Here is a 23,564-nt window from a genome sequence, read left to right on the forward strand (position 1 = left end):
AGCGATCCGAGTTCTGGCCACACCCTTCGGCCCGCGCATCGCAGTGGTTCGGCGCGCAGCGCGGACGCGTAACCCGGGTGTCTTTTCCTTTGCCTACTTTCGTTTGGACAAGCAAACGAAAGTCGGTCGCGCTGCAGCGCGAAACCAAAGGTCCGATTAACTCGTGAGAACCGACAGGCGGTCGATTTACGTGTAGACGAGGCGCGGCTCTCTCCGGTTTGAGCGAGGAGCGCGTCGTCGGCATGTCGGCTTACGGCCTTTGGTCTAAGCCGACCTACGTGGGCTGCGTACGGTTGCGATCTCATGCCGGCAGACCTTCACCCGTCAATTCGGCGTCGAACAGCGCATCCAGCGATTCGATCAGCTCGACCGGCGGCGTGTCGGTAAACACGCCGGCGTCGGTATCACCATCCATGGCCCGCACGAAAAGATACTGCACCCCGCCCAGATGTCGGGCCGGGTCGTAGGTGTCGCCAAGCGCCTGGCGTAGATGGCGGTGCAGGGCGACGGTGTAGATCAGGTATTGCAGGTCGTAGTGGGCCCGGCCGATGGCGCGTTCGAGGCCGGCGGCGTTGTAGGCGGCCGGCGTGTCGCCGAGGCGGTTGGTCTTGTAGTCGAGCACGTAATAGGCGCCGTCGTTTTCGACCACCAGATCGATGAAGCCCTGCATCAGCCCGTAGAGCGTTTGCTGCGGGGCGCCGCCGAGCGCGGCGGGCAGGTAGCCGGCCTCGCGCAGCAGCTCGACCAGCGCGCCGAGGCGGTTGCCGCGCAGGCGCAGCATGAACTCCATTTCGGCGAGCGTCTGGCGCGGGTTCAGTTCGGCCAACGGGCCGAGCTCCGGCAGCGGGGTATGCACGGTACGCGCGATGAGCGCGGCGGTGTCGTCGATACGCGGGTCGCGTTCTTCCTCGCCGATGAGGCCGTATTGGCGCAGCGTCTTGAGCAGAAAGTCGCGCTGGTCCTCGTCGAGAGGCGCGCCGGGCGCGGGCCAGTTGCTGCGCTGCGTATTGCCTACCCATTCTTCGAGCACGTCGTGCACCGCCGAGCCGAAGCGCACGCCGGACAGCCGTTCGTCCAGTTTGGGCAGGGTGCCTTCGGGGTCTGCTTCGAGCGCCTCGACCGCGGCGCTGGCCAGTTCGTCCTCGGCGCCGGCTTCGGGCAGTTCGGCGGGGCGGTTGTCTGCCGGGGCATGGGCCAGCCGAGAGAAGCTGTAGGTAGACCAGCGCAGGCGCGGCGTGGGCAGGTCGCTGCGGGCGTCGGCGAGCGTATCGGCAGCCGCCGGGGCCCCGCGTTCGACGTCCGGGGCGGCGCGTTCCGCGTCCACCGTTTCAAGCGTTATGGGCAGGTCGGCGGCGAGCTGTTCCAGGGCGGCATCGGCGCTTTGTTCGCCGCGGGCGAGCAGGCTGGCCAGGGCGCTGCCGCGGGTCGTGGGCGCATCACGCCAGCCCACCACCAGGGCCTGTTCCGCACGGGTCAGGGCGACGTAGAGCAGGCGCAACGCTTCCGAACGGGCTTCCAGCACGGCCTGTTCGCGGTGGGCGTCGTCGTCGCCCACGAGGTCGATCAGCGCATGGCCGTTGTCGTCGTGAAAGATCAGCGGCGGCTTGTCCGGCGCGCCGGCCGTGCCCAGCCACAGCGCGAACGGCATGAACACGATCGGGTACTGCAGCCCCTTGGCCGCGTGCACGGTGGTAATGCGTACCAGATCGGCGTCGGATTCCAGCCGTAGCTGGCTGTCGTCGTCCACCGCGCTCGCCGTGCCCTCGACAGCGGCTGCGATGCGTTCGTCCAGCCAACGCACGACGCTGGCCATGCCGAAGCATTCGGCCTCGGCGTTGGCGAGCAGTTCGCCCAGCTGCAGGTAATTGCTCATGCGCCGTTCGCCGTCGGTGAGCGCCAGCAGGGCCGGCGCACAGTCCACGAACAGCCGCTCCAGCGCGGTGAGCACACCGCGGCTGGCCCAGGCTTCGTGCAGCACATGAAAGCGTTCGATGGCCTGTTGCATGGCGTGGTCGTCGTCGGCCAGCGCGATGAGATCGGCCAGGCGCTTGCCGATGAGCGCAGTGGGCTGGGCGGCGCGTACGGCCATGGCATCGTCCGGCGCGGCCATGGCCCGCAGCACCAGACGCAGGTCGTCGGCTTCTTCGCTGGCGAATACCGAATCGCGGTGCTGGCAGACGGCCATGATGCCCTTGGCGGCGAGCGCGGCCTGGATGGACGTAGCCTCGCCATGGTTGTTGACGAGCACGGCGATATCGCGCGGCGCGATGGCTTGTTCCTTTCCGGTGGCGTATTGCCAGCGCGTGCTGCCGTCGAGCAGGCCAGCGACGGCGGTCACGGTGTGGTCGATGAGCAGCGGCCGGTCTTCGCCTTTGGTGCCTTTGCCGCCGCTCAGCTGCCAGACGGTGAGCGCCGAGAGTTCCTGGCCGTTGCCGTCGACGATGCGTTTGTCGTTCGCCGCGCGCCCGGCGTCGACGTGCGGAAAATCGATGTCTTCCACCAGAAACGGCGCATCTTCCGGCACGCAATACAGGGCTTCGATGGCATCGAGGACCTGCTGGGTAGAGCGGAAGTTTGTCGTGAGCGTATAGCGGGCCTCGTCGGCGGCGCGGGCCGCGGCGAGGTAGGCATAGATATCGCCGCCGCGAAAGCCGTAGATGGCCTGCTTGGGGTCGCCGATGAGCAGCAGCGCGCCGCGTTCGCGCGGTGTGTGGAGATAGATACGCGACAAGCTGGCGTACTGGAGCGGGTCGGTATCCTGGAATTCGTCCACCAGCGCATAGGGCCAGCGTGCATGCAGGGCGTCGGCGAGCGTGGCGCCGGTGCCGGGCGTGTGCAGCGCCGCGTGCAGGGCCGCGATGAGGTCGTCGAAGCTGTACTGGCGGCGTTCGATCTTGCGTTGCGCCGCGCGGTCCCGCACGGCACGGGCGGCGGCTTCGATGGCCACCAGCCGGGCCAGCGGCTGCAGCTCGGCCAGAACGGGCAGCACGGCGAGTTCGGCCAGCGGTTCGGCAAACGCCTGATGTTTGGCGGCCTTCTTGAACTGCGGCGCGGGCGTAGCCAGTGCTCGCAGCCATTCCGGCAGCGCCGGCACCGAGCCCGCGGCAATGGCGTCTTGAATACGCTGATCCAGCGCCGCGAGTTCGGCGTCGATATCGTCGATAGTCGCCAGGCTTTTATAAAGCGTGCCGCTTTTGAGCAGGGCGTCGGCTTCGAGCGCCTCGGTGAGCGTTTTCGATAGCGTCTCGGCGCTGCCGGGCCACAGGCGGGCGAGTTCGGCGCCGAGTGTGGCCAGGCGGTCGTGGTCGATACCGGCCAGGCGCACGTGCGGGCGGGCGAGCAGCGGGGCCAGCGCAGCGTAGAGTGCGTCCGGCGAGGGCCACAGGGCGAGCGTGTCGCCGGCGTTGGCATGGCTGCCGAAGACGTGTTCGCGCCAGTAGTCGGCGGCCGCTTCGCGGTAGATCGACGGGTCGTCGATGGGCTCGCCGCGATCGAAGGCCAGGGCGGATTCGAAGGCGTTTTCGCTGGCCGCGCGCTGGGCAAAGCCGTGGATGGTGACGATGGTGGCCTCGTCCACGCGCGCGGCGGCGTCCGCCAGCCGCCGGGCAAGCGCGGCAGGCGCTTCGTCGCTGTGGTCGAGAATGCGGCGGGTGAAGTCGTGTTCGGCGTTGCCGGCAACGGCATGTTCCGGCGCGTGGGCGATACGGGCGGCATCGGCCAGGCGGGCACGGATGCGTTCGCGCAGCTCCTGGGTCGCCGCACGGGTGAAGGTCATCACCAGGATCTCGCGCACGCTGGCGCGTTCCTCCACAATCAGGCGCAGATAGAGCCCGGCCAGGCTGAAGGTCTTGCCGGTGCCGGCGCTGGCTTCGATCAGGCGCAGGCCGTTCAGCGGCAGGGTGGCGGCATCGAAAGGCTGGCGGGTGCTCATGCGGTTGTATTCATGGCCGGGCAACGACGGGGGCGACACGGGGCGCACGGCAACCCAAAGCATTGCCGTGCGACAGGCGCCGAGCGTATCGCGTTGTAGGCTAGCGTCTCGGCTACGGGCTGGCGAGTGCTTACCCGTCGCTGCTCTGTGCACGCGCGCGTTCGATGGTATCCCGCGCGGCGCGAATCGTGGCGTCGTTCGGCCGGTCGCGGGTTTCGCTTTCAGCCTGATCGACCCGGCACAGGCGGGCGACGTAGGGAAAGTGGTCCGAGCCGAAATCGTTGCCACGAGTCAGCTCGACGGCGTCGAAGCCGGCCTCGTAGAACACATGATCGAGCGGCCAGCGCATCCACCAGGATTGGGCGTCGTAGGTCGGCAAAAACCCGTAGCCCTGGCGCGGATCGACCAGCCGCCCGATTTCGCGCATGTGGGTGACGGCCCGTTCCCAGGGGGTGGCGTTCAGGTCGCCGGCGACCACGCCGGGGCGGTCGCTGTCGTGCAGCAACAGCCCGGCCTTGAGCAGCACCGCGTCGCGCCCGAGCGCGGACTGCGACGGATGCGGCGGGCGCGGATGAATGCCCAGAAAATCGACGCGTTCGCCCGTGCGCAGTTCGACTTCGGTGACGATCTGCGGGGTGTCCTGTCCGGCCAGATAGCGGATCTCGCTCGAATGCAGGGGCAGGCGCGAATACAGCGCGATGCCGAAATACGAGCCGGTGGTCCGGTGGATGGTGTGCGGCATGCTCTGTTCGAGCGGGGCGAGGGCGTCCAGCCACGAGTCGTTGACTTCGAGCACCACGAATACGTCGGGCTGGTAGCGGCGAACCTGTTCGATCAGGCGCCCGTCCGGGTCGTTGCGCAGGCGCACGTTGGCAACCATCACCGTCAGCCGCCGGTCGGGCGTGCAGGCATTGTCGGTCAGCGCACCGTGCAGCGGTGTATAGGGCAACAGCACTGCCGCGTGGTAGATCAGCGTTGCCAGCATGACGGCAATGAGCGCCATGCTTGCGCGCCGGTAGCAGCGCAGAAAACAGGCCGCGCCTGCGATCAGTACGCCCAGGGCCGCCGCACTTTGCAGGCGCGGAAAGTCGGTGATGCGAATCCACCAGATATCGCTGGGAATCAGCGACAGCAGGTTGGCCAGCGCCAGGGCAAGCCCGGCGGTGGCGATCATCAGAAACGCCAGCATTCGACAATATTTCACGCCCGCGGCCGCTCTCTTGGTTGCGATGGCGCGGCACGGTAACGCGTCGGGCGACCCAGGGGAATGCGCGGCATTACCCAATGGCGCAGGGGGCGTGGTTTGACTCGTGGCGGCGGGCGATTGTGCGTTGGCAATCGGTCAGGCACTCGGCTCGACGGTGGACAGCGCCGCCTTCATGGGCCCGCTGATGGTCTCGATGGCCTGGATGAACGGACTCTGTTCGGCGCTTTCGCCCAGCGGTGCATCGTCGTCGCCCAGCAGGCGCAGGAAATACGGGTCGCGCATGAGGTGGTGCGGGAAGTAGGCATCCGGCTTGAAGCGATAGCTGACGTTGTCGAATGCCTTGTTCTGATCGGGGTCGTATTCGTCGTCCAGGTCAGGGTGATAAGGCAGCGGTCGGCGTTGCCCGGCCCGGTATACCGCGATCAGCTCGGCGAGTGCGGCGGTGGCGGACTGCGCATCGATACGGCCGGCATAGTGGGCGACCTCGAGGGTCTTTTTCTTCGCCGCGAAGCCGGCCATCTCGAGCGCGACGTCGTGGCCTGCGGCGACCACGGCGAGATAGTCGATCCAGTAACGCAGACGAAAACGCGTCTTGAGCTTGCCGGTTCGCAGGCGTCGCAGCGCCTGCGGCCAGAGCTGCGGCACCCGCCCGGTCACACGTACGCCATCGATGCCCAGATCGATATCCACGGTGGTGGGCGCGCCCTCGGTCTTCCAAGCTTGCCAGATAGGCAGAAGCGTATTGACGGCCTGGGCCTGGTCGGCGTAATCGAGGTTGGCCAGCGGCGGTGGTGGCAGGGTGCCACGGGCGCGTTCGAGGGCGGTGGGTTCGAGATCGATGGCATCCAGCGCGCCGGCATCGGCGCTGTCGAAAAGCCGCTGGCGCAGCGCGGCGGCGGCAAGCGGATCGAGCGCGATCGGCTCGGCGTCGTCGAGGCGGTGGTCGTCGATATCCAGATCGAGCTTCACCCGTTCGCGAAAGAATGCGCGCGGCGGATGGTCGAAAAAGCGTTTCAGGCTTTCCAGATCGATCGTTTCCAGCGCCTCGGCTGGCGGAGCTTCGCTGCCGTCGAGCAGCGGCGTACGTGTCGCCCGCGGGCTGATCGCGGCACGGGTCGCGTCGCCCCAGTCGCCGGCGAAGGTGAAAACGCGCGTATCCGGCTCGTCGGCGTTGAAATAGCGTGGCGAGAACGGCTGCATGGGCTGTTCATGTACGAGCCGCGCTCTAAAGGCCTTGGCGCTGTAGTCGCGAAAATAGGTGCGATGCACGAATTCCAGCGTCTCGCCCACGATTGGGGAGGGCGGCAGGCTTTCGCCGCTGTGCATGTCCTGGCCGAGATAGCTGATATAGAAGCTGTCGCCTGCGGCAGTGAGCGCCTGCAGGAACAGCAGCCGGTCGTCGTCGCGAATATTACGGTCGCCCAGGCGCGGGGCGTCGAACATCACGTTGAAGGCACGGGCAGTGTCCTGACGCGGGAACGCGTCGTCGTTCATGCCCAGCACGCAGACCATGCGAAACGGCACGGCGCGTAGCGGCACCATGCCGCAGAAGGTGATACCGCCGGCCAGAAAGGGCTGGCGTTCGGCCGCGGATTCGAGCGTGGCGCGCAGCATGTCGCGTACCGCGGGCCAGGAAATACGGCGGTCGTCGGCGAGCGGGCGCGCGCGGGTGCAGCTTTCCGCGGTTTCGAAACGCGCGAACACGCCGCGCAGGCCGTCCACGGCGCGTTGTTCGTCGGGCGCGTCGGCGGCCGGCAGGATCAGCGCATCCAGCATAGCGTTGAGCCGGGTCTGCCATTGGGCGGGGGTGGCGGACTGTGCCAATGCATCGGCCGTATCTGCCAGGGTGCGTTCGAAGCGCCAGAGTTTGCCCAGGGCAGCCGTCATGCCGCCTTCCAGGTCGGCCCATGGGGCAACGCCGGCGGTAAGCGTTTCGTCGTCGGACTGGGCGACGCCCAGTAGCAGCCGGTCGAGCCCGAAGCGCCAGCTGTTCTGTTCGAAGGCACCTGCGCCGAGTGCGTCGCGGTGGCGTGCATCGCGGCCCCAGCGAATGCCGGCTGCGCCCACCCAGTCGGTGATCGCATCCAGCTCACCGGCAGACAGGCCGAAGCGGCGCATGACCGCCGGCACGGCAAGCAGGTCGAGCAGGGTGCTGGCCTGCCAGCGCGACAGCGGCAGATCGAGCAGTGCGGACACGCAGGTCACGATAGGATGCGCGGCCGAACGGGCACGATCGGCCAGCCCGAACGGCAGATAGCGATCGGCCGGGGCGCCGCCAAACACGGCCTGGATGGCCGGCGCGTAGGCGGCAACGTCCGGCAGCATGACGATGATGTCGCGCGGGGCCAGCCGGTCCCCGGGTTCGATCTCGCCGGCGGCCACGCGCTTGTCGTCGGCCGCGAGGCGATCGAGCAGCTGGTCCTGCAGCACCTGGATTTCGCGCAGCGGGCTGTGGCAGGCATGGACCTCGAAGGAGGTGTCGTCGTCGGCGATGCCTTGCATGGCGTGGCTACAGTCAAGACGCACGATATCGGCCTGAACGCGATGCAGGAGGCTGTCGTCGTCGGGCACGTCATAGGCCATCAGATCGCCCAGTTCCGGCTCGATCATGCCCGCGAACTCGTCGGAATAGAGCACGCGCACGGTATCCCGTGCCATCCGGCCCAGGGCCGACAGCAGTGGGTGGCCGGCTTCAACGAGTGCCTCGCGGGGCAGCAGGGCGTCGTCGTCTTCGGCCTGCATGCCGGGCAGCTCCAGCGGCAGGCGCCCGGCGGGGATATCGCCCCAATACGCTTCGCTGGGGTTGGGCAGCAGGAAATACACGTCGATATGTTCGGCCAGCGCATACAGCAGGCGCAGGTGATCCGGCGCGAGTGCCACCAGCCCGAAGCAGTAGAGCGGGTTCGGGCAGTGCTCCATCACCCGCTGCTGAAGAGCGCGATCGGTGCCCAGCCGCTGGATGAAATCGGTTAGAACGCGTGCCCGGTGCCGGCCGCCGAGCCGATCCTCGCGGGTCAGCCAGCGCCAGACCTGGGCCTGCCAGCGGCCAGGATTGGTAGCCGGCGTGTCGCCCGCTTCCCAACGGGCGAGCATGTCGGCGCGATAGACCAGGTATTGGTCGAACACGTCGGCCAGCTGTCGGGCCAGCTGATAGCGGCGTACCTCGTCCACCGGCGCGCCCAGATAATCGGCCACCGCCGGAATGTCGGCGGCCATGCTCGGCAGCGCCACATAGAGATGCCAGGGCAGCCGATCGGCTTCGAAATGATCGCCCGCGTCGGCGTCGTCGATCACCGCATGCAGCAGGGCCCAGATGAACTCGCCGGGCAGGCGGCCATCGATATTCGCTGCGATTCCTTCGCTGTGGGCCAGCTGTATGCGCAGCCAGCGGCCGATACCGGCGTTGGGTGCAAGCACCGTGTCGCGTGACAGCGGCGGGGCCGGGCGATGCCGTCGCAGCGCGCCGAACAGTTCGGCCAGCCGTGACAGGTCGTTGTGGTGATAGAGATAGAACATTCCGCCGCAGGCCCTGGCGCGCACAAAGGGCAGAGTCTAGGCGCTCCTGCGCGCGCGCCCAACAGGGCGTTTGGCTAACGGCATTGCCTACGGGTTGGAATAGCTCAGCGCGGGTCCGCTCATGTGGCACGGCTCGTTTGGGCCCTGCGGCGGCACGGTAACGAAAAACGACGCGGCATCACCTGCTTCGTACCCACTTTTTATGGGTTTGTATGGCCTGGCTGACGTGCAGGCTTTTGCGCATGCTGCAATGCACATCGGCGCCTGTATATAGCATTCGATGAAAGTCGAGTGCGCTGTTGCTTTGTCTTGCCTTCGGTCTGTTAAGCGTTAATAAACATACGTTTAGGGTAGCGTTGGGGCAATGGGAAAAGATGCCTTTCAAGTTGCGTCCATAAAAATGAAATACTCGTTCATGAACGGCTTGCACGGTAAAAAAAAATACTATAAACAGACACTCGTGACTTATGACTCACGAGTCACCCAGGGGGAGTATTCAATATCGAGCAAGTTGGCCATGAGCCTGCCGGTCACCGAGACGGCCCGGGCTTGTGCGACCACAGGGTGCAACCGATGAAGACAGGGCGGGCCAGGAGCGCGGACCGGTCGATCGATACCCATGCCAGTGTGCGAGTACTCGAGAACACCAGCCATGCGTTCCCGTAGTAATGAAAAGGGGAGAAATAACAAATGATCCGCGATATCAATAAAGCAATCGAGGCGAAGCAGCCGGGCCGTCGGGGACATCTCACCCGCGTGATCGGACTTTCCGCACTGGCCGCTCTGGGCTTTGCGGGTACCGCCAACGCCACGATGAAGACGGATGTGGGCGTGGATTATCGCGCCACCGGTTTTTACGTCGAATCGGACTCTTTCGATTCGCCCGCGAACGAGGCCGCAACCGATAGCGATAACGGCTTCGCGAATTACCTGCGTGTAAAGGCCGATTTCAAGCACGAAGAAACCGGCGTATCGGTGCATACCCGAGTCGAATTGGCCGGCGACCGCTGGAGCGGCGATGCGCGCAACTACGACACGACCTCTGGCAATGCCTTCAATGGCGATAACAACGGCGATAACGTTCGTCTCGACCTGGGCTTCGTGCAGATTCCGTTCAAGTTCGGCCTGCTGCGCGTGGGCCGTCAGGAAGCCAACTGGAACAACTGTTTGCTGGTTTGCGACGACCGTCGCGACCGTGCACTGTTCCTGACCAAGCTGGGTAACGTCAACGCCTTCATCGGCTATGACCGTCGCCAGGACAACACGACCTTCAATAACGAAGACAACGGCAACCAGATCTTTCCGGGCTTCGTGGCGCCGCTGGGTGAATCCGGCTGGTCGCTCGGCTTCCTCTATGTACATTGGTTGAACAACTACAACGGCGACCTGATCGGGCCGACCGGCGCGCCTCGTAACGCGTACGTTCTGTCCAACACCAACATCTATTCTCCGTACATGCAGGGCAGTCTCGGGCCGCTCGATATCTCCTTCGGTGGTAACTGGCTGGAAGGCGGCAACGTCAATGCGAACCAGACCCCGGAAGGTGGTGACTACTTCAACGACGACGCATATTCCGGCTACTTCCGTGTCGGCGCCGACGTAGGCATGTTCGAGCTCAAGGCGCAGTATGTGGCCACGCGTGACGGCGGCCTGATCTCGACGGGCTTCGATACCTACTCCAGCCTCATCAACTCCAGTCCGGAATCGACGGCGAACCCGACCAGCCTTTATCAGATGGGGCGTTTCCTGGGCCGCGAAGGCTTCGACGAGTCGCTCTACATCGCCAGTATCGGCATGAACGTCACCGAGAAGTTCGCCTTGCGCGGCGCGGTGGGCTTCCTCGATATCGAGGTGCCGGATTCGGCCGCGGTCGCGGGCGAAACCAGCGATACCAGCACGGTCTACGATCTGCAGGCCAGCTATCAGCTCAATGAAGCGGTACGCACCTGGGCGACGCTGGGCATGCTCAAGGAGAACGACGTCGGTATTCTGCGCGGCAACAGCCTCGTCGGGGCCACCCCCAATCAGGGCAGTTTCGCCGATGATCGTGTGATCGCCGGCAGCGTGAACCTTGGCGTACAGTTCTAAGGCGCCGTAAGCTGTCAGGGGTCTTCGCCGGGTGGCGAAGACCCCTTCTTTTTATCTGGAGTTGCTGTGTTGTCGAATCGTTTCAAACGCTTTCAATCGATGGTGCTGGCGGCGACCGCCGTGACGGCAGTGGCGGGTTGTGCCTCCGGGCCGGCCAATCCGGCGGGCGGCAACGGCGATGCGCCGCTGGCGGATTCGGAGGCCGCTTTCGGCTACGAGCAGACCGATTGGGGCAAACCGTTCTGGGATAAATGGCTGGACAGCGCCCGGGAAGAGGGGCGTGCCGAGGCGGTACGCTCGGGGCAGGCGCCGGCAACGGCCGTGGCAACGACGTCGGCGGCAACGTCGGTGGACTCGACCGGCCTCAAGCCCAAACTCGGCCTGTACATCGCCAAGGATGCGCGTGAATCGATGACATCCTATCGATTGATCTCTGCGCTCGAGCGTAATGCTGCGCGGCATGGTCTGACTCTGATCAAGCCGAACGAACTCGATGAAGCCGTGGGCGGCTCCGATGCCTGCGGCTCGGAAAGTCCGCTCGATTGCCCGCGGCTGCTGGCGATTTTTCCGGGCATTCGCGGCCTGCTGGTCGTCGATCAGCGTGGCAGCGGCGACACGGTCACGCTCGAATCGCGCATGATGGATCCGGATTTCGATATTCGCTACGAGCCCCTATCCACGCGTGTACAGGTTTCAGACGGCACCAACTCGGATGTTGATATCTGGAGCGACCGTATTCTGGATACCGCAGCCGATCGTATCGGCGTAGCCCCCTGGTTCACGCATACCTTCGCGCTCAAGGGCGAGGATATGTACATCAACGCCGGCAGCGCCGCCGGCCTGAAAATTGGCGACGAACTCGCGATTCATAGCGAGGGTTCGCTGGTGCGTTCGCCCAGTGGTCAGGTCATTGCCTGGGAGCCGGGGCCGGAGGTGGGCCGCGTGCGCGTCAAGGAATTCGTCGGCGAGAACATTGCGCTTGCCGAACAGGTATCGGGCGAGATGCCCAAGCCCAAGGATCGACTCACCTACGTTGATTGAGTGTTTCCTGCCTTGAGCAAAACGCCGGCCTCGCGCCGGCGTTTTTGTTTCGGGCCGGCCACGGGCCGGTCGAAGTACGACTGGATGTCGTCAATGCGCAGGCGCCTTGCATAAAAAAGCGCCGGAAGGCTTTCGCTTTCCGGCGCCTTGAATCCTCCGATCCCGTTTCGGGTGGGTGGACTAGTTCTCGTTGTTGTTGTGTTCGGTCACTTCCTGGTCGAGCTCTTGTGCCGTGGCGCTTGCGCCGCCGTGTTCGTGCTGCGAAGCAGGCAGTTCGTCGTTGACCTGGCTATCGGCCGCGCTGTTGCGATTCAGCGAGCCGCCGCTGCGATTGAAGTCTCGTACTTCGTTCGCGAGTTCGTCGGCGCGCGGGTGCTCGGTCGGGGTGCCCGCCGGGTGCTGGCTGTGATCCTGGGCTGCGTTGTCGCTGTTCAGCGAGCCGCCGCTACGATTGAACCCGCGAACCTCATTTGCCAGTTCGTCGGCGCGTTCGTGATCCGCCGGCATAGGCTGGGTCGGATTCCCGTCAGCGTCGATATGGGCGGTCGGCGTGCCCGCCCGGGCCGCACTTTCTTCTTTCAACGAACCGCGGTTCTGATTGAATTTTTTGATGTCCTGCGACAATTCCTGTGCACGCGACGTTTCGTTGTTCATGTCCTGTTGTGCATGGGCAACGCCAAAGCTGCCCGCCGCGCCGGCGAGAGCGAACCCGCAGAGCAGTGCGTAACGTGTTTTTCCCGGTCTGTGCATTTGCTTTCTCCTGGATGGTCGGCGGGTTCTAGGGCCGCCTTTATTATGCTTCACGCTCGTGTACGGCGGTTTTCTGTACTGTGCCGTCAAATTCGAAATAAGCGCGTACTCGATTATACCCATATCGGCCACAAAAAAAGCCGGAAGCAATAGACTTGCTTCCGGCTTTCTTGCTGGCAGATGCCCGCCTTGCGGGCATAGGCCCGGGTTAGAAGCTCAGCGCGTTCAGGTTGCCGCCGGTTTCGTTGTAGCGGGTCAGATCGGCGGCCAGCGCCTCGGTCTGCGGGTAGCTATGCGGCGTGGCATCGGCCGGCATGCTGGTTTCCGGCACCAACCCCTGGCTCGCCTGGGCGTTGTAGTTTTCGATCGCATCGCTCAGCTGCATCGCGGTCTGCGATACCTGTGCCGGCTCGTAGTCCTGCGGCAACTGCTGGCCGACAACCCGGTCCTGAGTGTGCTGACGGTTGAACGCATCCAGATCCGCGGCGAGTTGGTCAGCCATCGGATGCGTTTCGACGCTGGCGGTTTCCTGCGGCTGCGCATTGCGCGCGTTCATGTCTTCGATTGCTTCCGACTGGGCAAAGCCGAGCGAAGAGAATCCGACCAGACCTGCGATCAGGGCCGCGGAAAGGGTGGTTTTAGCGATAGCGGTGTTCATGGTGCGTTCCTCGTTAAAGACATTGTCGCGCTGATTAGCGCGGGGTTAAACCAAAGTCGTATTGCTATTCAGCGATGGGCTAATCGTAGGGTTCGATAGCTGTATATTCAAGGAATGCGGTGCAACATTTTTCCGAGACGCGATTAACCCCCTAATTAATAGCGGAAAATATTTTCTATAAATATGCGTGGTACATGAATAAAGCGAGACTAAAACGGCTTTTGCGCGTTTTCGGGCAGGTGAACCGCCGTGCTGCGTTGCCTCTGGCGACAGTCGCCAGCGTTTTTGTGCGGATGCTCAAACGCCGCAAACACCGCGGTAAGTCGGGGCTTGGTGTAATCCCGCGGCGACGACGCCAGATCGTCATCGTTCTTATGCGCGGTATCCGGAACGGGCCGCGAAGCAGTACGGTATGGCTACAACGGTTTGAGCGTTCGTGTTGGCTATGCGTAGCGCCTATAGACGCTACGTCGCTTAGCGGGTCGCGGTGTTAAGTCGCGCGGCTGGGGGCCACTGCAATGCCGTTACGAATGAAATCCATGACGGAATCGAGCTCGGCCTCGTTGAGGCCGTCGTTTTCCCATAGGCCGTAGCGCAGCCCGAGGAAATGCGCGGTGCCCATGAGTATCCATACCCACACATCCAGATCGCCATCGCGGATCTCGTATTTCTCGACCGATTTCTCGAGCGCGCTGATATAGCCGCGGGCGAAGTCCATGTAGTAGTCCTTGTAGATCTGTTCATCCACGAACAGAGACTCCTGAACTACCCGATACAGGTTGGGGCGTTCGGCGACCAGGCGAATGAAGGCCGCCATGCCTTCCCTCTCGGCATCCAGCCGCGACATGCCTGTCGGTATCGCGTGCGTGAGCATGCGCCGCAATTCCCGCCCCATATGCCGTACCAGTTCGGCCAGCACATCTTCCTTGTTCTTGAAGTAGATATAGAAGGTGCCCTGGGCAACGCCGGCACTGCGGGTAATATCGCTTATCGAAGCGCGAAAAAAGCCGGTGTTGCCGAAGGCGTCTTCGGCGGCGGTCAGCAACTTTTGTCGCGTTGCTTCGCCACGCGCGGTCGTTGGCTTGAACGATGGCTTTTGCTTAGCAGCCACGACGATACGGTTGGTGGGTCATAAGCCGCTCATGCTAGCTGCGCCGTAAAACTCTAGTCAACGCCGTCAAGACTCTGAACACCCGTCGAGCGCAATAGTAATTATGATTACGGTCTAATAGGCGCTTGGTCCAGGATGTATAAAGCGAAGCCGGGCAGCAGTTCGGCATAGCGCGGTCGAGATATGCGGCGTCTTGCGGTAGTCTAGCGCCGCACGACAATCGCGCGCCCCGGTAGCTCAGTAGGATAGAGCAGCCGCCTCCTAAGCGGCAGGTCGCAGGTTCGACTCCTGCTCGGGGCACCATTGCTAAACCCGGCACCCGCCGGGTTTAGCAATGGTCTTTCCAAGATGTGTCGAACCTGCGACAGACAAACAATGATGGTTCGACGGCTTCGCGCAGCGAAGCCGAATCGTCGCGCCAGCGACGAGCCCGTAGGGTGAGCGGCGCCGGCCGCGAATACTCCTGCTCGGGGCACCATTTCAGTAACCGGCCGAAGTGCCGGTTGGTGAAATGGTTTTTGAACGAAGGTCGAACCTGCGACAGACAAACAATGATGGTTCGACGGCTTCGCGCAGCGATGCCGAATCCTCGCGCAGCGACGACCCCGTAGGGTGAGCGGCGCGAGCCGCTGATGCATGCGTTTTGCGATAGCCCCAACGAAAACGCGCGCCCTGTTGAATGAGGAATCGCCGTGCCTGTAGATCAAACGCTGGTGGACGCAGCCAAGGCCCAGGCGAGGGCCCGTTTCCCCTCGGGCGAAGGCGGTGCGGCGGCAGTTTACCTCTGCGACGGCTCCATTCTGACAAGCGTGGGGTTCGATTCGCCTAACGAGGCAGCAAACCTTTGCTACGAGACCGGTGCCTATTGCGAGGCCTATCGTCAGGGCAAGACCGTGGTCGCCTCGGTTTGCGTGATTCGTGAGCATGAAAACGCGCCATTCGTTGTAGTCGCGCCCTGCGGCATATGCCGGGAGCGACTGGCTATCTGGCGGGAATCCGTAGCGGTTGCGGTGCCCGTCACCGATAACCCGTCACAGTGGCGATCGGTATCCTTCCAAGATCTACAGCCCTGGTACTGGGCGGCGGCTTTCTCGTCCACGTCCCACACCTGTTAGCAGACCGGGTGGCGGTCGTCGGCTAGCGCCCGGCGTATGCCGTTTCAAAAGGACGAACCCGGCTCGCGCAGAAAGGCCACTTCGGCCGGGGTGCTTTCCCGCCCCAGCACGGCATTGCGATGCGGATAGCGCCCGAAGCGTTCGATGATGGCGTAGTGCTCACGCTCGGCCTTGAGATGCCCCGTGAGACCGAGCGACTGGTACAGGGACATGGCCACTTCATGATCGCCCAGCGCTTCGCTATGCATGAACGGCATATAAACGAAGGCGCGTTGCTGGCGTGTAAGCGACCGGTCGTCGCCTGCAGCGATTGTCTCGCGTGCGAGTTCGAGCGCGGCCCGGTCGCCTGCGAAGGCCTGCGGTGTATCGCGATGGATATTGCGGGAGAACTGATCGAGCACCAGAATTTCGGCCAGTCGTCCGGTCGGGCGCGTGCGCCAATGGTCCAGCCGGCCACGGGTCGCGGCCGCGAGTGTGGCCCCGAAACGCTCGCCGATGATGCGATCCAGCTTGGCCGATTTTCGAAACCACTCGCGCGGTGCGAGTTCGTCGAACCAGAACGCGACGACCTCGTCAGGGCTGGCAATACCCGTCGGCTGGGCGTCGCGGGGTGTGTCTGCTGGGTTCGTCATCGCTCTTCATTATCCATGAAACCCGGTTGGCTTCGCTCAAGTCGTCTGATATCCACGCGCCAGGTTGAACTGCGTACATCATCAGGCCGTCGCTGGCTCGATGCGCGATGCGGTACCTATGCGGGGAGTGCGCTAGCCCGTGCCTTTCGACGGGCTGTGGTAGTCGCGGGACGGGATTTCCACACGTACGCTGCTGGCGTCGTCGAGCGAGCGTTTCACCTTGAAGCCCAGACTGCGCGCGAGTTGCAGCATGGGTCGGTTCTGGGCAAGCACGTCGCCATAGACGATTTCGGTACCGCGAGCGCTGGCCTGGCGTAGCAGGCAGTCGAGCAGGTGTCGGCCCAGGCCCACGCCGGTGTGGTCGCGGTGCACGAGAATGGCGAATTCGGCTTCCACGTTGTCGGGGTCTGCAATCAGCGTACCCATGCCGGCCAGCGCATCGGGCCGGTCGTAGGGGCTGACCACCAGCGACACTTCGCGGTCGTAGTCCACCTGGGTGATACGCGCGGCCATGTCGTGCGAAAAGTGGCGGATAAAGTTGAAAAAGCGCAGGCGAATCTCTTCCGGACTGAGGCTTTCGAGCAGGTCCAGCACCAGCGGTTCGTCCGACGGCCGGATCGCGCGCACGATATAGCGGGTATCGCCGCGTAGCGACACGATATGCCGCATACGCGCCGGGTAGGGCGACATCGCCAGGCGGTCGCGCTCGGCGATCGGTTTGTCGGTAATTTCGATCAGGCTGTCGGCCGGCGCCTGCAGGCGCCCGCGCGGTCCGGCTGCCACCCGGATATCCAGGCCTGCGAGCTGCGGCAGATCGACCACCATCTTGCCCAGGCGCACCAGAGCCTGGGCCAGCGCCTCGAACGCGGCCCGAGTGCCGCGCAGACGACCGGCACTCGCGCCTTCGAGCATGCGACGCGCCAGCAACGCATCCAGCGGCGCGAAGCCATAGGCCGGGTCGATGCCGAGGGCTTCATCGCGCACGCTCATCACCATGCCGAATTCGGCATGCCGATACACCCGCACACGTACCCGCACGGCGGTTTCCGCCGGTGTTTCGCCGGCGATGCCGTAGGCGCTGAGCAGGTGGCTGGCTTCGTCGCTGGACAGCCATTCCACGCCGCCGCTGGCCAGCATGGTCAAACGCTCGCGCAGGCTGTCGACGTCGGCGGTGACCGTCGGGTCCGGCGGCGGCGTAGCGGTGAGCAGCTCGCGGGTGAACTGGTAGCGGGCACGGTATCGCACCGCCCGTACCGCGTCGTCCGCCGAGGCAAAGGTGGCCAGGCGTGCCTGTGCACTGGCGGCACGCGCGGCCAGTGCCGTGTGCAGACCCAGCCATACGGTCATGAGCCGGTGCGAGAATTCGGCTTCGGCAATGGCCTTGACCATCGGCTCGTGGGGTTGGCCCGCGATCGGGCTGTGCACGAACAGCACGGCGTCGACGTTGTCGTCGCGACAGATATGCGCCAGCGCGCTGAGCGTGTCCTTGAGGTCCGAGCGGCCGATATCGATGGCCACGCCCAGATCGGCTGCCTGCGGCGCCTTCGTGGTCAGGGTTTCGCGGCTTTCGCTGGACAGCCGTGCAGGCTCGATGGCGTGCCGGAACATGGCATCGGTCCCCAGCGCGCAGGCACCGGCACCGTTGCCAACGACCACCACGCGATGGCTGCCCACCGTGGGCAGCAGCTCCATTGCTGCGAGCCCGTCGAACAGCCCGCCCAGGTTCTCGCATTCGACCAGGCCGGCGCGGGCGAACGCGGCTGAGCGCACCGGATCGGGCCCGAGCGGGCCGTCGTCGACCGCACGTCGGGTCTGCAATACCAGCACCGGCTTGACCCTTGCTGCCGCGCGCGCCGAAGACATGAACTTGCGCGGCGATCGGATCTGGCCGACCTGCAGTACGATCGCACGGGTGCGCGGGTCGAGCGCTGCATAGTCGAGCAGATCGGCGATATCGATATCCGCCTCGGCGCCGCTGCAGGCAAGCCAGGAAAAGCCGATATTGCGCCCGAGCGCCCAGTCCAGCGAGGCGGCCGCCAGCGACTGCGACTGGGTAATGAGGGCCACTTTGCCGGGCCGTGGCTCCAGCGCGAGCGTACTGAAATTGTTCCCCAGGCGGGTCTGTACGATGCCGGCGGTGCGTGACCCCAGAAGGCGCAGGTTATACGGCTGCGCGGCGCGCAGGACCTTACCGGATATACGACGGTTGGCGGCCCACAGTACGGCACGGCAGCCGCGCGCGCCGAGCGCGTCGATACGCGCTTCGGTGCCCCAGCTGGCATCCATGATCACCGCAAGTCGGGCTTCGAAGTCGTCGATCTTGGCCAGGCCGGCCCGCGAGGTGACGTGTCGGTATTGATCGGGCGCGACGCTGGCTTCGATATTGCGCAGCAGCTGAGATTGCGCCTCGCCGTCGGCGGCGCCGTAGATCACCACGCCGCGCGGGTGAAACAGCGCGTCGATATTGCGCAGTGTCATGGCGCGTACCCGCCGCAGGCGGTCGCGGCGGCATCAGGTTGTATGGATATTGCCCGCATCCGCGACATCACAGCAGGATTGAGCGAATCGCTCAACCAGGAACCCGGTTCACTGCTGCCAGAATGACTTGTTCGGATGCTTTCCCCGGTTGGCGTATGGATACATCGTTAAGTGCTCACCTGGCACAGATATGGACCGCCCCGAGCCGCGGCGCGGCGATGCAACGCTGCGAGCGAGTGCGGGCCGAGCCCGGGCGCGGCCTGGTGGGAGACCGCTACCACGCTGGCACGGGTACGTTTTCCGGCCGCTATGAAGTCAAGCCGGGCGTGCGCGAAGTTTCGCTCATTCACGACAGCGCGATCGCTGAATGCAGCCGTCGGCTCGCGCGGCCGGTGGATGCCGGCATGCTGCGTCGTAATCTGGTGATCGCGGGATTGTCGGAGACAGACCTGCGAGGGCAAACGCTTCGCATTGGCGAAGTACGACTGGAAATTCTCGCCAGCTGTCCACCCTGTAATTATCTCTCGCGACTATTGGCGATGGACATGCGCCGGGGTCTTTCGCATATTGGAGGTATGCGCGGGCGCATAGCCGCGGGTGGCATGCTCGTGAAGGGCGAGGTCGTAGTGGTCGAGCAGGCCACCCGGCGACTTTGAATGATTGGCGGTGCAAAGCGAAAAAAGTCGAAAAAATATCAAGTTGGGGGTCTAGTCGGCGGCCGGCCTGCCGATATCAAACCCTGTCTCCCCACGCCCGAACACGGGCCTGAGTCCAGTTAGAACACGCATGTCCCAATGTCTTCGAGACGATCACGGCCAATGTCGCCGTTGTGACGAGAGCCTTGATTTTGATTTTACGATGGCGTTTCAGCCGATCGTGGATATCACCGCGGGCGAGATATTTGCCCACGAAGCACTGGTACGCGGCATCGAAGGTGAGTCGGCGGGCGAGATCCTGTCGCGGGTCACGCCGGCTTCGTTGTATCGCTTCGATCAGGGCTGCCGTATCCGCGCGATTCAGCTGGCCCACGAACTCGGCTGCGACAAGCCGGTTTCGATTAATTTTCTGCCGAACGCAGTCTACGAACCGAACGCCTGTATTCAGGCGACGCTGAAGCTGGCCGGTGAAGTGGGTTGGCCGCTGCACAACATCATGTTCGAGGTGACCGAAACCGAATATGTGCGTGATCGTCATCATCTTCAGCGGATCGTCGAGGCTTATCGTGCGATGGGTTTTCTGACCGCCATCGATGATTTCGGCTCCGGCTTCGCCAATCTGGAGCTGCTGGTGGATATCCGTCCGGATGTGATCAAGGCCGATCGCAATCTCATCATCGATGTCGACCAGAACGAACGCCGTCAGGCGATCATGGAAGGACTTGTGACCTTGGCCGACCGGCTGGGTATTCGCCTGATCGCCGAAGGCGTGGAAACGCTCGCCGAGGCCCGCTGGCTCTACCAGCGCGGCATCACGCTGCAGCAGGGCTATGTATTCGCGCGTCCGGCAATCGAGACGATTTCGCCGTGCCCGAGCGAACTGATCGCACAGGTTCGCGGCGGCAACTAAGCTGGTTTAACCGCGCCGTGCGTCAGCGCCGCTCGCGCCCTTGCGGGGGCTATCGCACGGCATGAGCTTGTTGCGGCGAAAAGTTAAAGGCGCAGCCCGCCGTGACGAAAGTGTCGCGGCGACGTAGTCGGGGCCTCGGGACTGGGCCCGAGCTGCGCGGGTCGATTCAGCTGCCGAGATCCAGGCCTGTGTCAGGCACGCATATAGGCCCAGCCGTCGCGTTGGCGCTCGGCGACATGAACCACCGCGGCCGGGACCCGAGTGAGTGTTTCGGGGGCCGAGATCTGCTTGTTGGCCAGCGTGTTGGCACATACGCGCAGATACGTGTCGGTGGCGTGAGGGCTGTCGATTGCTGCGGCGACCGCATCCGCGTTGATCACGATTTCCACCTGCGCATCCGGCGCCGCCGCCATGAAGTTGGCGGCATTGCTGCGGGCACGGGCGAGCGACGGCGCGTCGGCCGCGTGAATGATCAATTTAAGCGGTTTACCTTGCATCAATCAGGCTCCCAGGGTTCAAAGCGCTGCTGCGACGCGCTGCGCGAAGGCGTTGAGGCCTTGATCGTCGCGCTCGCGCGGGTAGGGGGCAGGCACCGCTTCATCGAAAACCAGCCGCGCGGGCGTGCCGCGCATCACACACACGCGCTCGGCCAGATAAGCGGCTTCGGCAATATCATGGGTGACGAACAGCACGGCCATGTTCAGCCGCTGCCAGATCGTGAGCAGTTCATCCTGCAGGCGCGTGCGCGTGAGCGCATCCACCGCCGAAAACGGTTCGTCCATCAACAGGATATGCGGGCGTACGGCCAGGGCCCGTGCAAGGCCCACCCGTTGCGCCTGGCCGCCGGAAATTTCGTGGGGCCAGCGGCCGCCGAGCTCGGCCATGCCGATCAACTCAAGCACTTCGTCAATGCGCGCATCGCGCTCAGCACGCGACAGGCCAAGCCCGCTTAAACCGTAGCCGACGTTCGCGCGGATTGACCGCCAGGGCAGTAGGCGGGTGTCCTGGAATACGACCGCGCTGGGGCGGGTTCCGTGGTCGGTACGAGACGGCGTGTCGATACGGCCCACGCCGGGCTCGATCAGCCCCGCCACGCAGCGCAGCACCGTGGACTTGCCCACGCCCGAGCCGCCGACCAGGGCAACGAATTCTCCGGCGCCGATGCTGAAGTCGAGCCCCTCGAATACCAGCCGATCGCTGCCCGGATAGCGATAGCCCACATCGTCCAGCGTCAGCAGGGCCTTGCGGCGTGCGTTCATGGCCGCCACCTCAGCGCCCGGTTCTCGACAAGAGCGAACAGCCCGTCCGAGAGCGTATAAATCAGCGAAATCGCGAGCATGTACACCACGACGGCATCGTAGGCGCCGACGCCTGCGGCCGAGTTCATTTCCTGGCCCATGCCCGGCACGCCGAGCAATTCGGCTGCGATCAGCGTCATCCAGGCCTGACCGACGCCGGTGCGCACACCCGAGAGAATGCTCGGCGCCGCGCCCGGCAGGGTGATACTGGTAATGCGCTTGAAAAAGCCGCCGTGGCCGAAGGCGCGCGCCAGCTCGTAATAGCGCGGGTCGACGTCGCGCACGCCCGATGCCGTGGCGAAATAGTTCACCCAGAACACGCCGATGGAAATCACGAAGGCGGCGCCGGCATGGCTGACCTGAAACCAGGCGATCGCGAACACCACCCAGGCCAATGGCGGGATCGGGCGCAGAATGCGCGCGAGCATGTAGTGGGCGTCGTCGAATACGCGCAGGCTGGCGGCGAGCAGGCCGACGCCAAAGCCGAGCAGCGTGCCGATGCCCAGCCCCCAGACATAGTGAACGAGGCTGGAGCCAATCGCCGGAATCAGCCGCCCACCGGAATATTCGCGCCACAGGGCGGCAGGCACCACGAATGGGTCCGGGATGGTGCCGCGCGGCGCCCAGTTGAACACATAGGCCAGCTTCCAGAGCGCGATAAAGGCGGCCACGCCGACGAGCCCCAGCAGGACACGCCGCAGCCGCGTGGCGCCGGCCCGGCGTGGCGCGGGGAGGGAGTTGGGGTGGGCGCTTGCGGGGCGTTGCACCATTACGGCGTCGAGGGCTCGGCCGAGCCGCGGGTGTCGAGCGCGTCGTAGAACCGCGTCTCGAACAGGGCATCGATATCGGTATCGGCGCCGAGCGTGCCCTGGGCCTGCTGGAAGTCGCGCATCCGGCGGGTGCCGTCGATAATGCGATTCGGGTCGGCCACGAAGTTGTCGGCCGACTCGGCCACGGCCTCGGCCACCACCGGCCGTGGCAGGCGACCGCCGCCGACGTACTGATGCACGGCGTCGATCGCGGCTTGATCGCCGGCCCTGAGCTGCTCTGTGGCTCGAACATGCGCGGCAACCAGTCGTTCGACGATCTGCGGATGCGCTTCGATGAACTCGGCTCGTACCGCGAGCACGGCCCCGGGCTGCCCCGGGAACATGGCTTCGCCCTGGGCGACCACGCGCGCATCGTCACGACGATTTCTGACGATGCTCACCACCGGTTCCAGAATCGCCGCGCCGTCGACCGCGCCGGTGAGCAACGACTGTTGTACCTGTGATGCGCCCTGGTAGATGACGTCGATCGCGTCGCTGTCGACGCCGAGCTGCTTGTCGAGCCAGTAGGCCAGCACCGTCTGGGGCACCGACCCGACGGGGAATGTCGAGATCCGTGCCTTGCGCCCCTTGTCCCGGGCAAAGCGATCAAAGGCGGTGGCGGCGTCGCCGTCCTCGAAATAGGGTGCGAGCTCGCCCAGCGCCACGAAGCTGATCTGTTCGATGATGTTGGAGGCGACCACCTTGATATCTGCCCCTTTGCCGCGGGCGACCATGGTGGGCCCGATGCCGAAATAGGCGATATCGAGCTGGCCGCCCAGCAGCGCCTGCACCATCGCCGGCCCGTTCTGGAACGAAACCAGTTTGGGCTGTATGCCGGCGTTCGCGATCGAACCGTCCTCCAGGCCGACGAACAAGGGTGCGTCCGGCAGGATCGGCATATAGCCAATTTCGGCCTGTACGGTTTCGGCAGGCTGGGCGGCGTTGTCGCTGTCGGCGCCACTTTCGTTGTCCGACGAACAGGCCGACAGCGCGGCCAGTGCGGCGACGAGCACAACGGCGGTGCGCAGGCGGGCGATGAACCGGGTTGGATACATGAGCGTGTCGTTGACTTGGGTTGAGGGAAACGATCGCCGGCCGTATCGCACGGGACACGGGGGTTTGCCGCGGCGATCGACCGCTTGAACAGGCTCGGACCGCGTCTAGCGAAGATCCTCGTGCGTTCGTGGAACGCTGGCCCGTAGTGCGCGCGAATGTTGCCACAGCGCGCCCGTGAGCAACAGCCACGCACTCGGACAGTACCGCTCGGGCCGATGCTTGAGGCGGCCTGCCGGGTTGGGTAAGGTCGCGCTCCAACGCGGCGCTGGATATATGCCGCCGTGCCGGCGCGGTCTCGCGTCATCCTG

General features: G+C 64.5%; 17 protein-coding genes and 1 tRNA gene. 6 read left to right on the forward strand and 12 right to left on the reverse strand.

The features are described from left to right. Nucleotides 1–301: 301 nt before the first annotated feature. From recB to recC, 3 genes are all read right to left on the reverse strand, one after another. Nucleotides 302–3,931: an exodeoxyribonuclease V subunit beta gene (recB, locus tag C84B14_RS13215; protein WP_353224775.1), complete on the reverse strand. Its 3,630-nt coding sequence runs from the start codon at nucleotides 3,929–3,931 to the stop codon at nucleotides 302–304. A gap of 130 nt (nucleotides 3,932–4,061) precedes the next feature. Continuing rightward, nucleotides 4,062–5,135, reverse strand: coding sequence for an endonuclease/exonuclease/phosphatase family protein (locus C84B14_RS13220; protein ID WP_353224777.1), 1,074 nt, complete (start codon nucleotides 5,133–5,135; stop codon nucleotides 4,062–4,064). A gap of 138 nt (nucleotides 5,136–5,273) precedes the next feature. Further along, nucleotides 5,274–8,654 carry an exodeoxyribonuclease V subunit gamma gene (gene recC, locus C84B14_RS13225; RefSeq protein WP_353224779.1) on the reverse strand — a complete coding sequence of 1,127 codons (3,381 nt, stop codon included), beginning with the start codon at nucleotides 8,652–8,654 and terminating at the stop codon, nucleotides 5,274–5,276. 690 nt (nucleotides 8,655–9,344) lie between these two features. Here recC and C84B14_RS13230 point away from each other — a divergent pair. Both C84B14_RS13230 and C84B14_RS13235 read left to right on the forward strand, forming a co-directional pair. Then, nucleotides 9,345–10,742 carry a hypothetical protein gene (locus tag C84B14_RS13230; protein WP_353224781.1) on the forward strand — a complete coding sequence of 466 codons (1,398 nt, stop codon included), beginning with the start codon at nucleotides 9,345–9,347 and terminating at the stop codon, nucleotides 10,740–10,742. A 66-nt stretch (nucleotides 10,743–10,808) separates the two neighbouring features. After that, entirely contained in the window at nucleotides 10,809–11,783 is a 975-nt protein-coding gene (locus tag C84B14_RS13235) for a hypothetical protein (RefSeq protein WP_348767433.1), read from the forward strand. Nucleotides 11,784–11,963: 180 nt separating this feature from the next. Here the strand turns inward: C84B14_RS13235 and C84B14_RS13240 are convergent, their stop codons facing one another. The 3 genes from C84B14_RS13240 to C84B14_RS13250 all read right to left on the reverse strand — a co-directional run bounded on the left by C84B14_RS13240 (nucleotide 11,964) and on the right by C84B14_RS13250 (nucleotide 14,236). Then, nucleotides 11,964–12,665, reverse strand: a complete 702-nt coding sequence (locus C84B14_RS13240; RefSeq protein WP_353224783.1) for a hypothetical protein — start codon at nucleotides 12,663–12,665, stop codon at nucleotides 11,964–11,966. A gap of 76 nt (nucleotides 12,666–12,741) precedes the next feature. Beyond that, nucleotides 12,742–13,191 carry a hypothetical protein gene (locus C84B14_RS13245; RefSeq protein ID WP_348767435.1) on the reverse strand — a complete coding sequence of 150 codons (450 nt, stop codon included), beginning with the start codon at nucleotides 13,189–13,191 and terminating at the stop codon, nucleotides 12,742–12,744. Between the two features lie 490 nt (nucleotides 13,192–13,681). After that, complete coding sequence (locus C84B14_RS13250) at nucleotides 13,682–14,236, reverse strand: TetR/AcrR family transcriptional regulator (protein ID WP_353224785.1); 555 nt, start codon at nucleotides 14,234–14,236, stop codon at nucleotides 13,682–13,684. A 292-nt stretch (nucleotides 14,237–14,528) separates the two neighbouring features. Here C84B14_RS13250 and C84B14_RS13255 point away from each other — a divergent pair. Both C84B14_RS13255 and C84B14_RS13260 read left to right on the forward strand, forming a co-directional pair. Then, nucleotides 14,529–14,605 (forward strand) — tRNA-Arg (locus C84B14_RS13255). A 389-nt stretch (nucleotides 14,606–14,994) separates the two neighbouring features. Beyond that, nucleotides 14,995–15,417 carry a cytidine deaminase gene (locus C84B14_RS13260; protein WP_353224787.1) on the forward strand — a complete coding sequence of 141 codons (423 nt, stop codon included), beginning with the start codon at nucleotides 14,995–14,997 and terminating at the stop codon, nucleotides 15,415–15,417. A 44-nt stretch (nucleotides 15,418–15,461) separates the two neighbouring features. Here the strand turns inward: C84B14_RS13260 and C84B14_RS13265 are convergent, their stop codons facing one another. Next, complete coding sequence (locus tag C84B14_RS13265) at nucleotides 15,462–16,049, reverse strand: DUF924 family protein (RefSeq protein ID WP_353224789.1); 588 nt, start codon at nucleotides 16,047–16,049, stop codon at nucleotides 15,462–15,464. 132 nt (nucleotides 16,050–16,181) lie between these two features. After that, nucleotides 16,182–18,527, reverse strand: coding sequence for a bifunctional acetate--CoA ligase family protein/GNAT family N-acetyltransferase (locus C84B14_RS13270; protein ID WP_353224791.1), 2,346 nt, complete (start codon nucleotides 18,525–18,527; stop codon nucleotides 16,182–16,184). A gap of 155 nt (nucleotides 18,528–18,682) precedes the next feature. Here C84B14_RS13270 and C84B14_RS13275 point away from each other — a divergent pair, with 155 nt between their 5' ends. Together C84B14_RS13275 and C84B14_RS13280 are read left to right on the forward strand one after the other, a co-directional pair. Next, nucleotides 18,683–19,183, forward strand: a complete 501-nt coding sequence (locus C84B14_RS13275) for an MOSC domain-containing protein (RefSeq protein ID WP_353224793.1) — start codon at nucleotides 18,683–18,685, stop codon at nucleotides 19,181–19,183. 130 nt (nucleotides 19,184–19,313) lie between these two features. Continuing rightward, complete coding sequence (locus tag C84B14_RS13280) at nucleotides 19,314–20,093, forward strand: EAL domain-containing protein (protein ID WP_502949910.1); 780 nt, start codon at nucleotides 19,314–19,316, stop codon at nucleotides 20,091–20,093. A gap of 191 nt (nucleotides 20,094–20,284) precedes the next feature. Here C84B14_RS13280 and C84B14_RS13285 read toward each other — a convergent pair whose 3' ends face one another. Genes C84B14_RS13285 through C84B14_RS13300 form a run of 4 tightly spaced genes read right to left on the reverse strand, consistent with a single transcriptional unit; the run spans nucleotide 20,285 to nucleotide 23,255 of the window. Next, on the reverse strand, nucleotides 20,285–20,590 hold the full coding sequence (locus tag C84B14_RS13285) for a DsrE family protein (protein ID WP_348765960.1): 306 nt from the start codon (nucleotides 20,588–20,590) through the stop codon (nucleotides 20,285–20,287). Between the two features lie 18 nt (nucleotides 20,591–20,608). After that, nucleotides 20,609–21,352, reverse strand: a complete 744-nt coding sequence (locus C84B14_RS13290; protein WP_353224797.1) for an ABC transporter ATP-binding protein — start codon at nucleotides 21,350–21,352, stop codon at nucleotides 20,609–20,611. Next, nucleotides 21,349–22,161, reverse strand: coding sequence for an ABC transporter permease (locus C84B14_RS13295; protein ID WP_353224798.1), 813 nt, complete (start codon nucleotides 22,159–22,161; stop codon nucleotides 21,349–21,351). The genes C84B14_RS13290 and C84B14_RS13295 overlap by 4 nt, the downstream gene beginning before the upstream one ends. Continuing rightward, nucleotides 22,161–23,255: an ABC transporter substrate-binding protein gene (locus C84B14_RS13300; RefSeq protein WP_353224800.1), complete on the reverse strand. Its 1,095-nt coding sequence runs from the start codon at nucleotides 23,253–23,255 to the stop codon at nucleotides 22,161–22,163. The genes C84B14_RS13295 and C84B14_RS13300 overlap by 1 nt, the downstream gene beginning before the upstream one ends. Nucleotides 23,256–23,564: the final 309 nt, after the last annotated feature.

The organism is Salinisphaera sp. C84B14 (assembly GCF_040361435.1).
Classification (GTDB): Bacteria; Pseudomonadota; Gammaproteobacteria; order Nevskiales; family Salinisphaeraceae; genus Salinisphaera.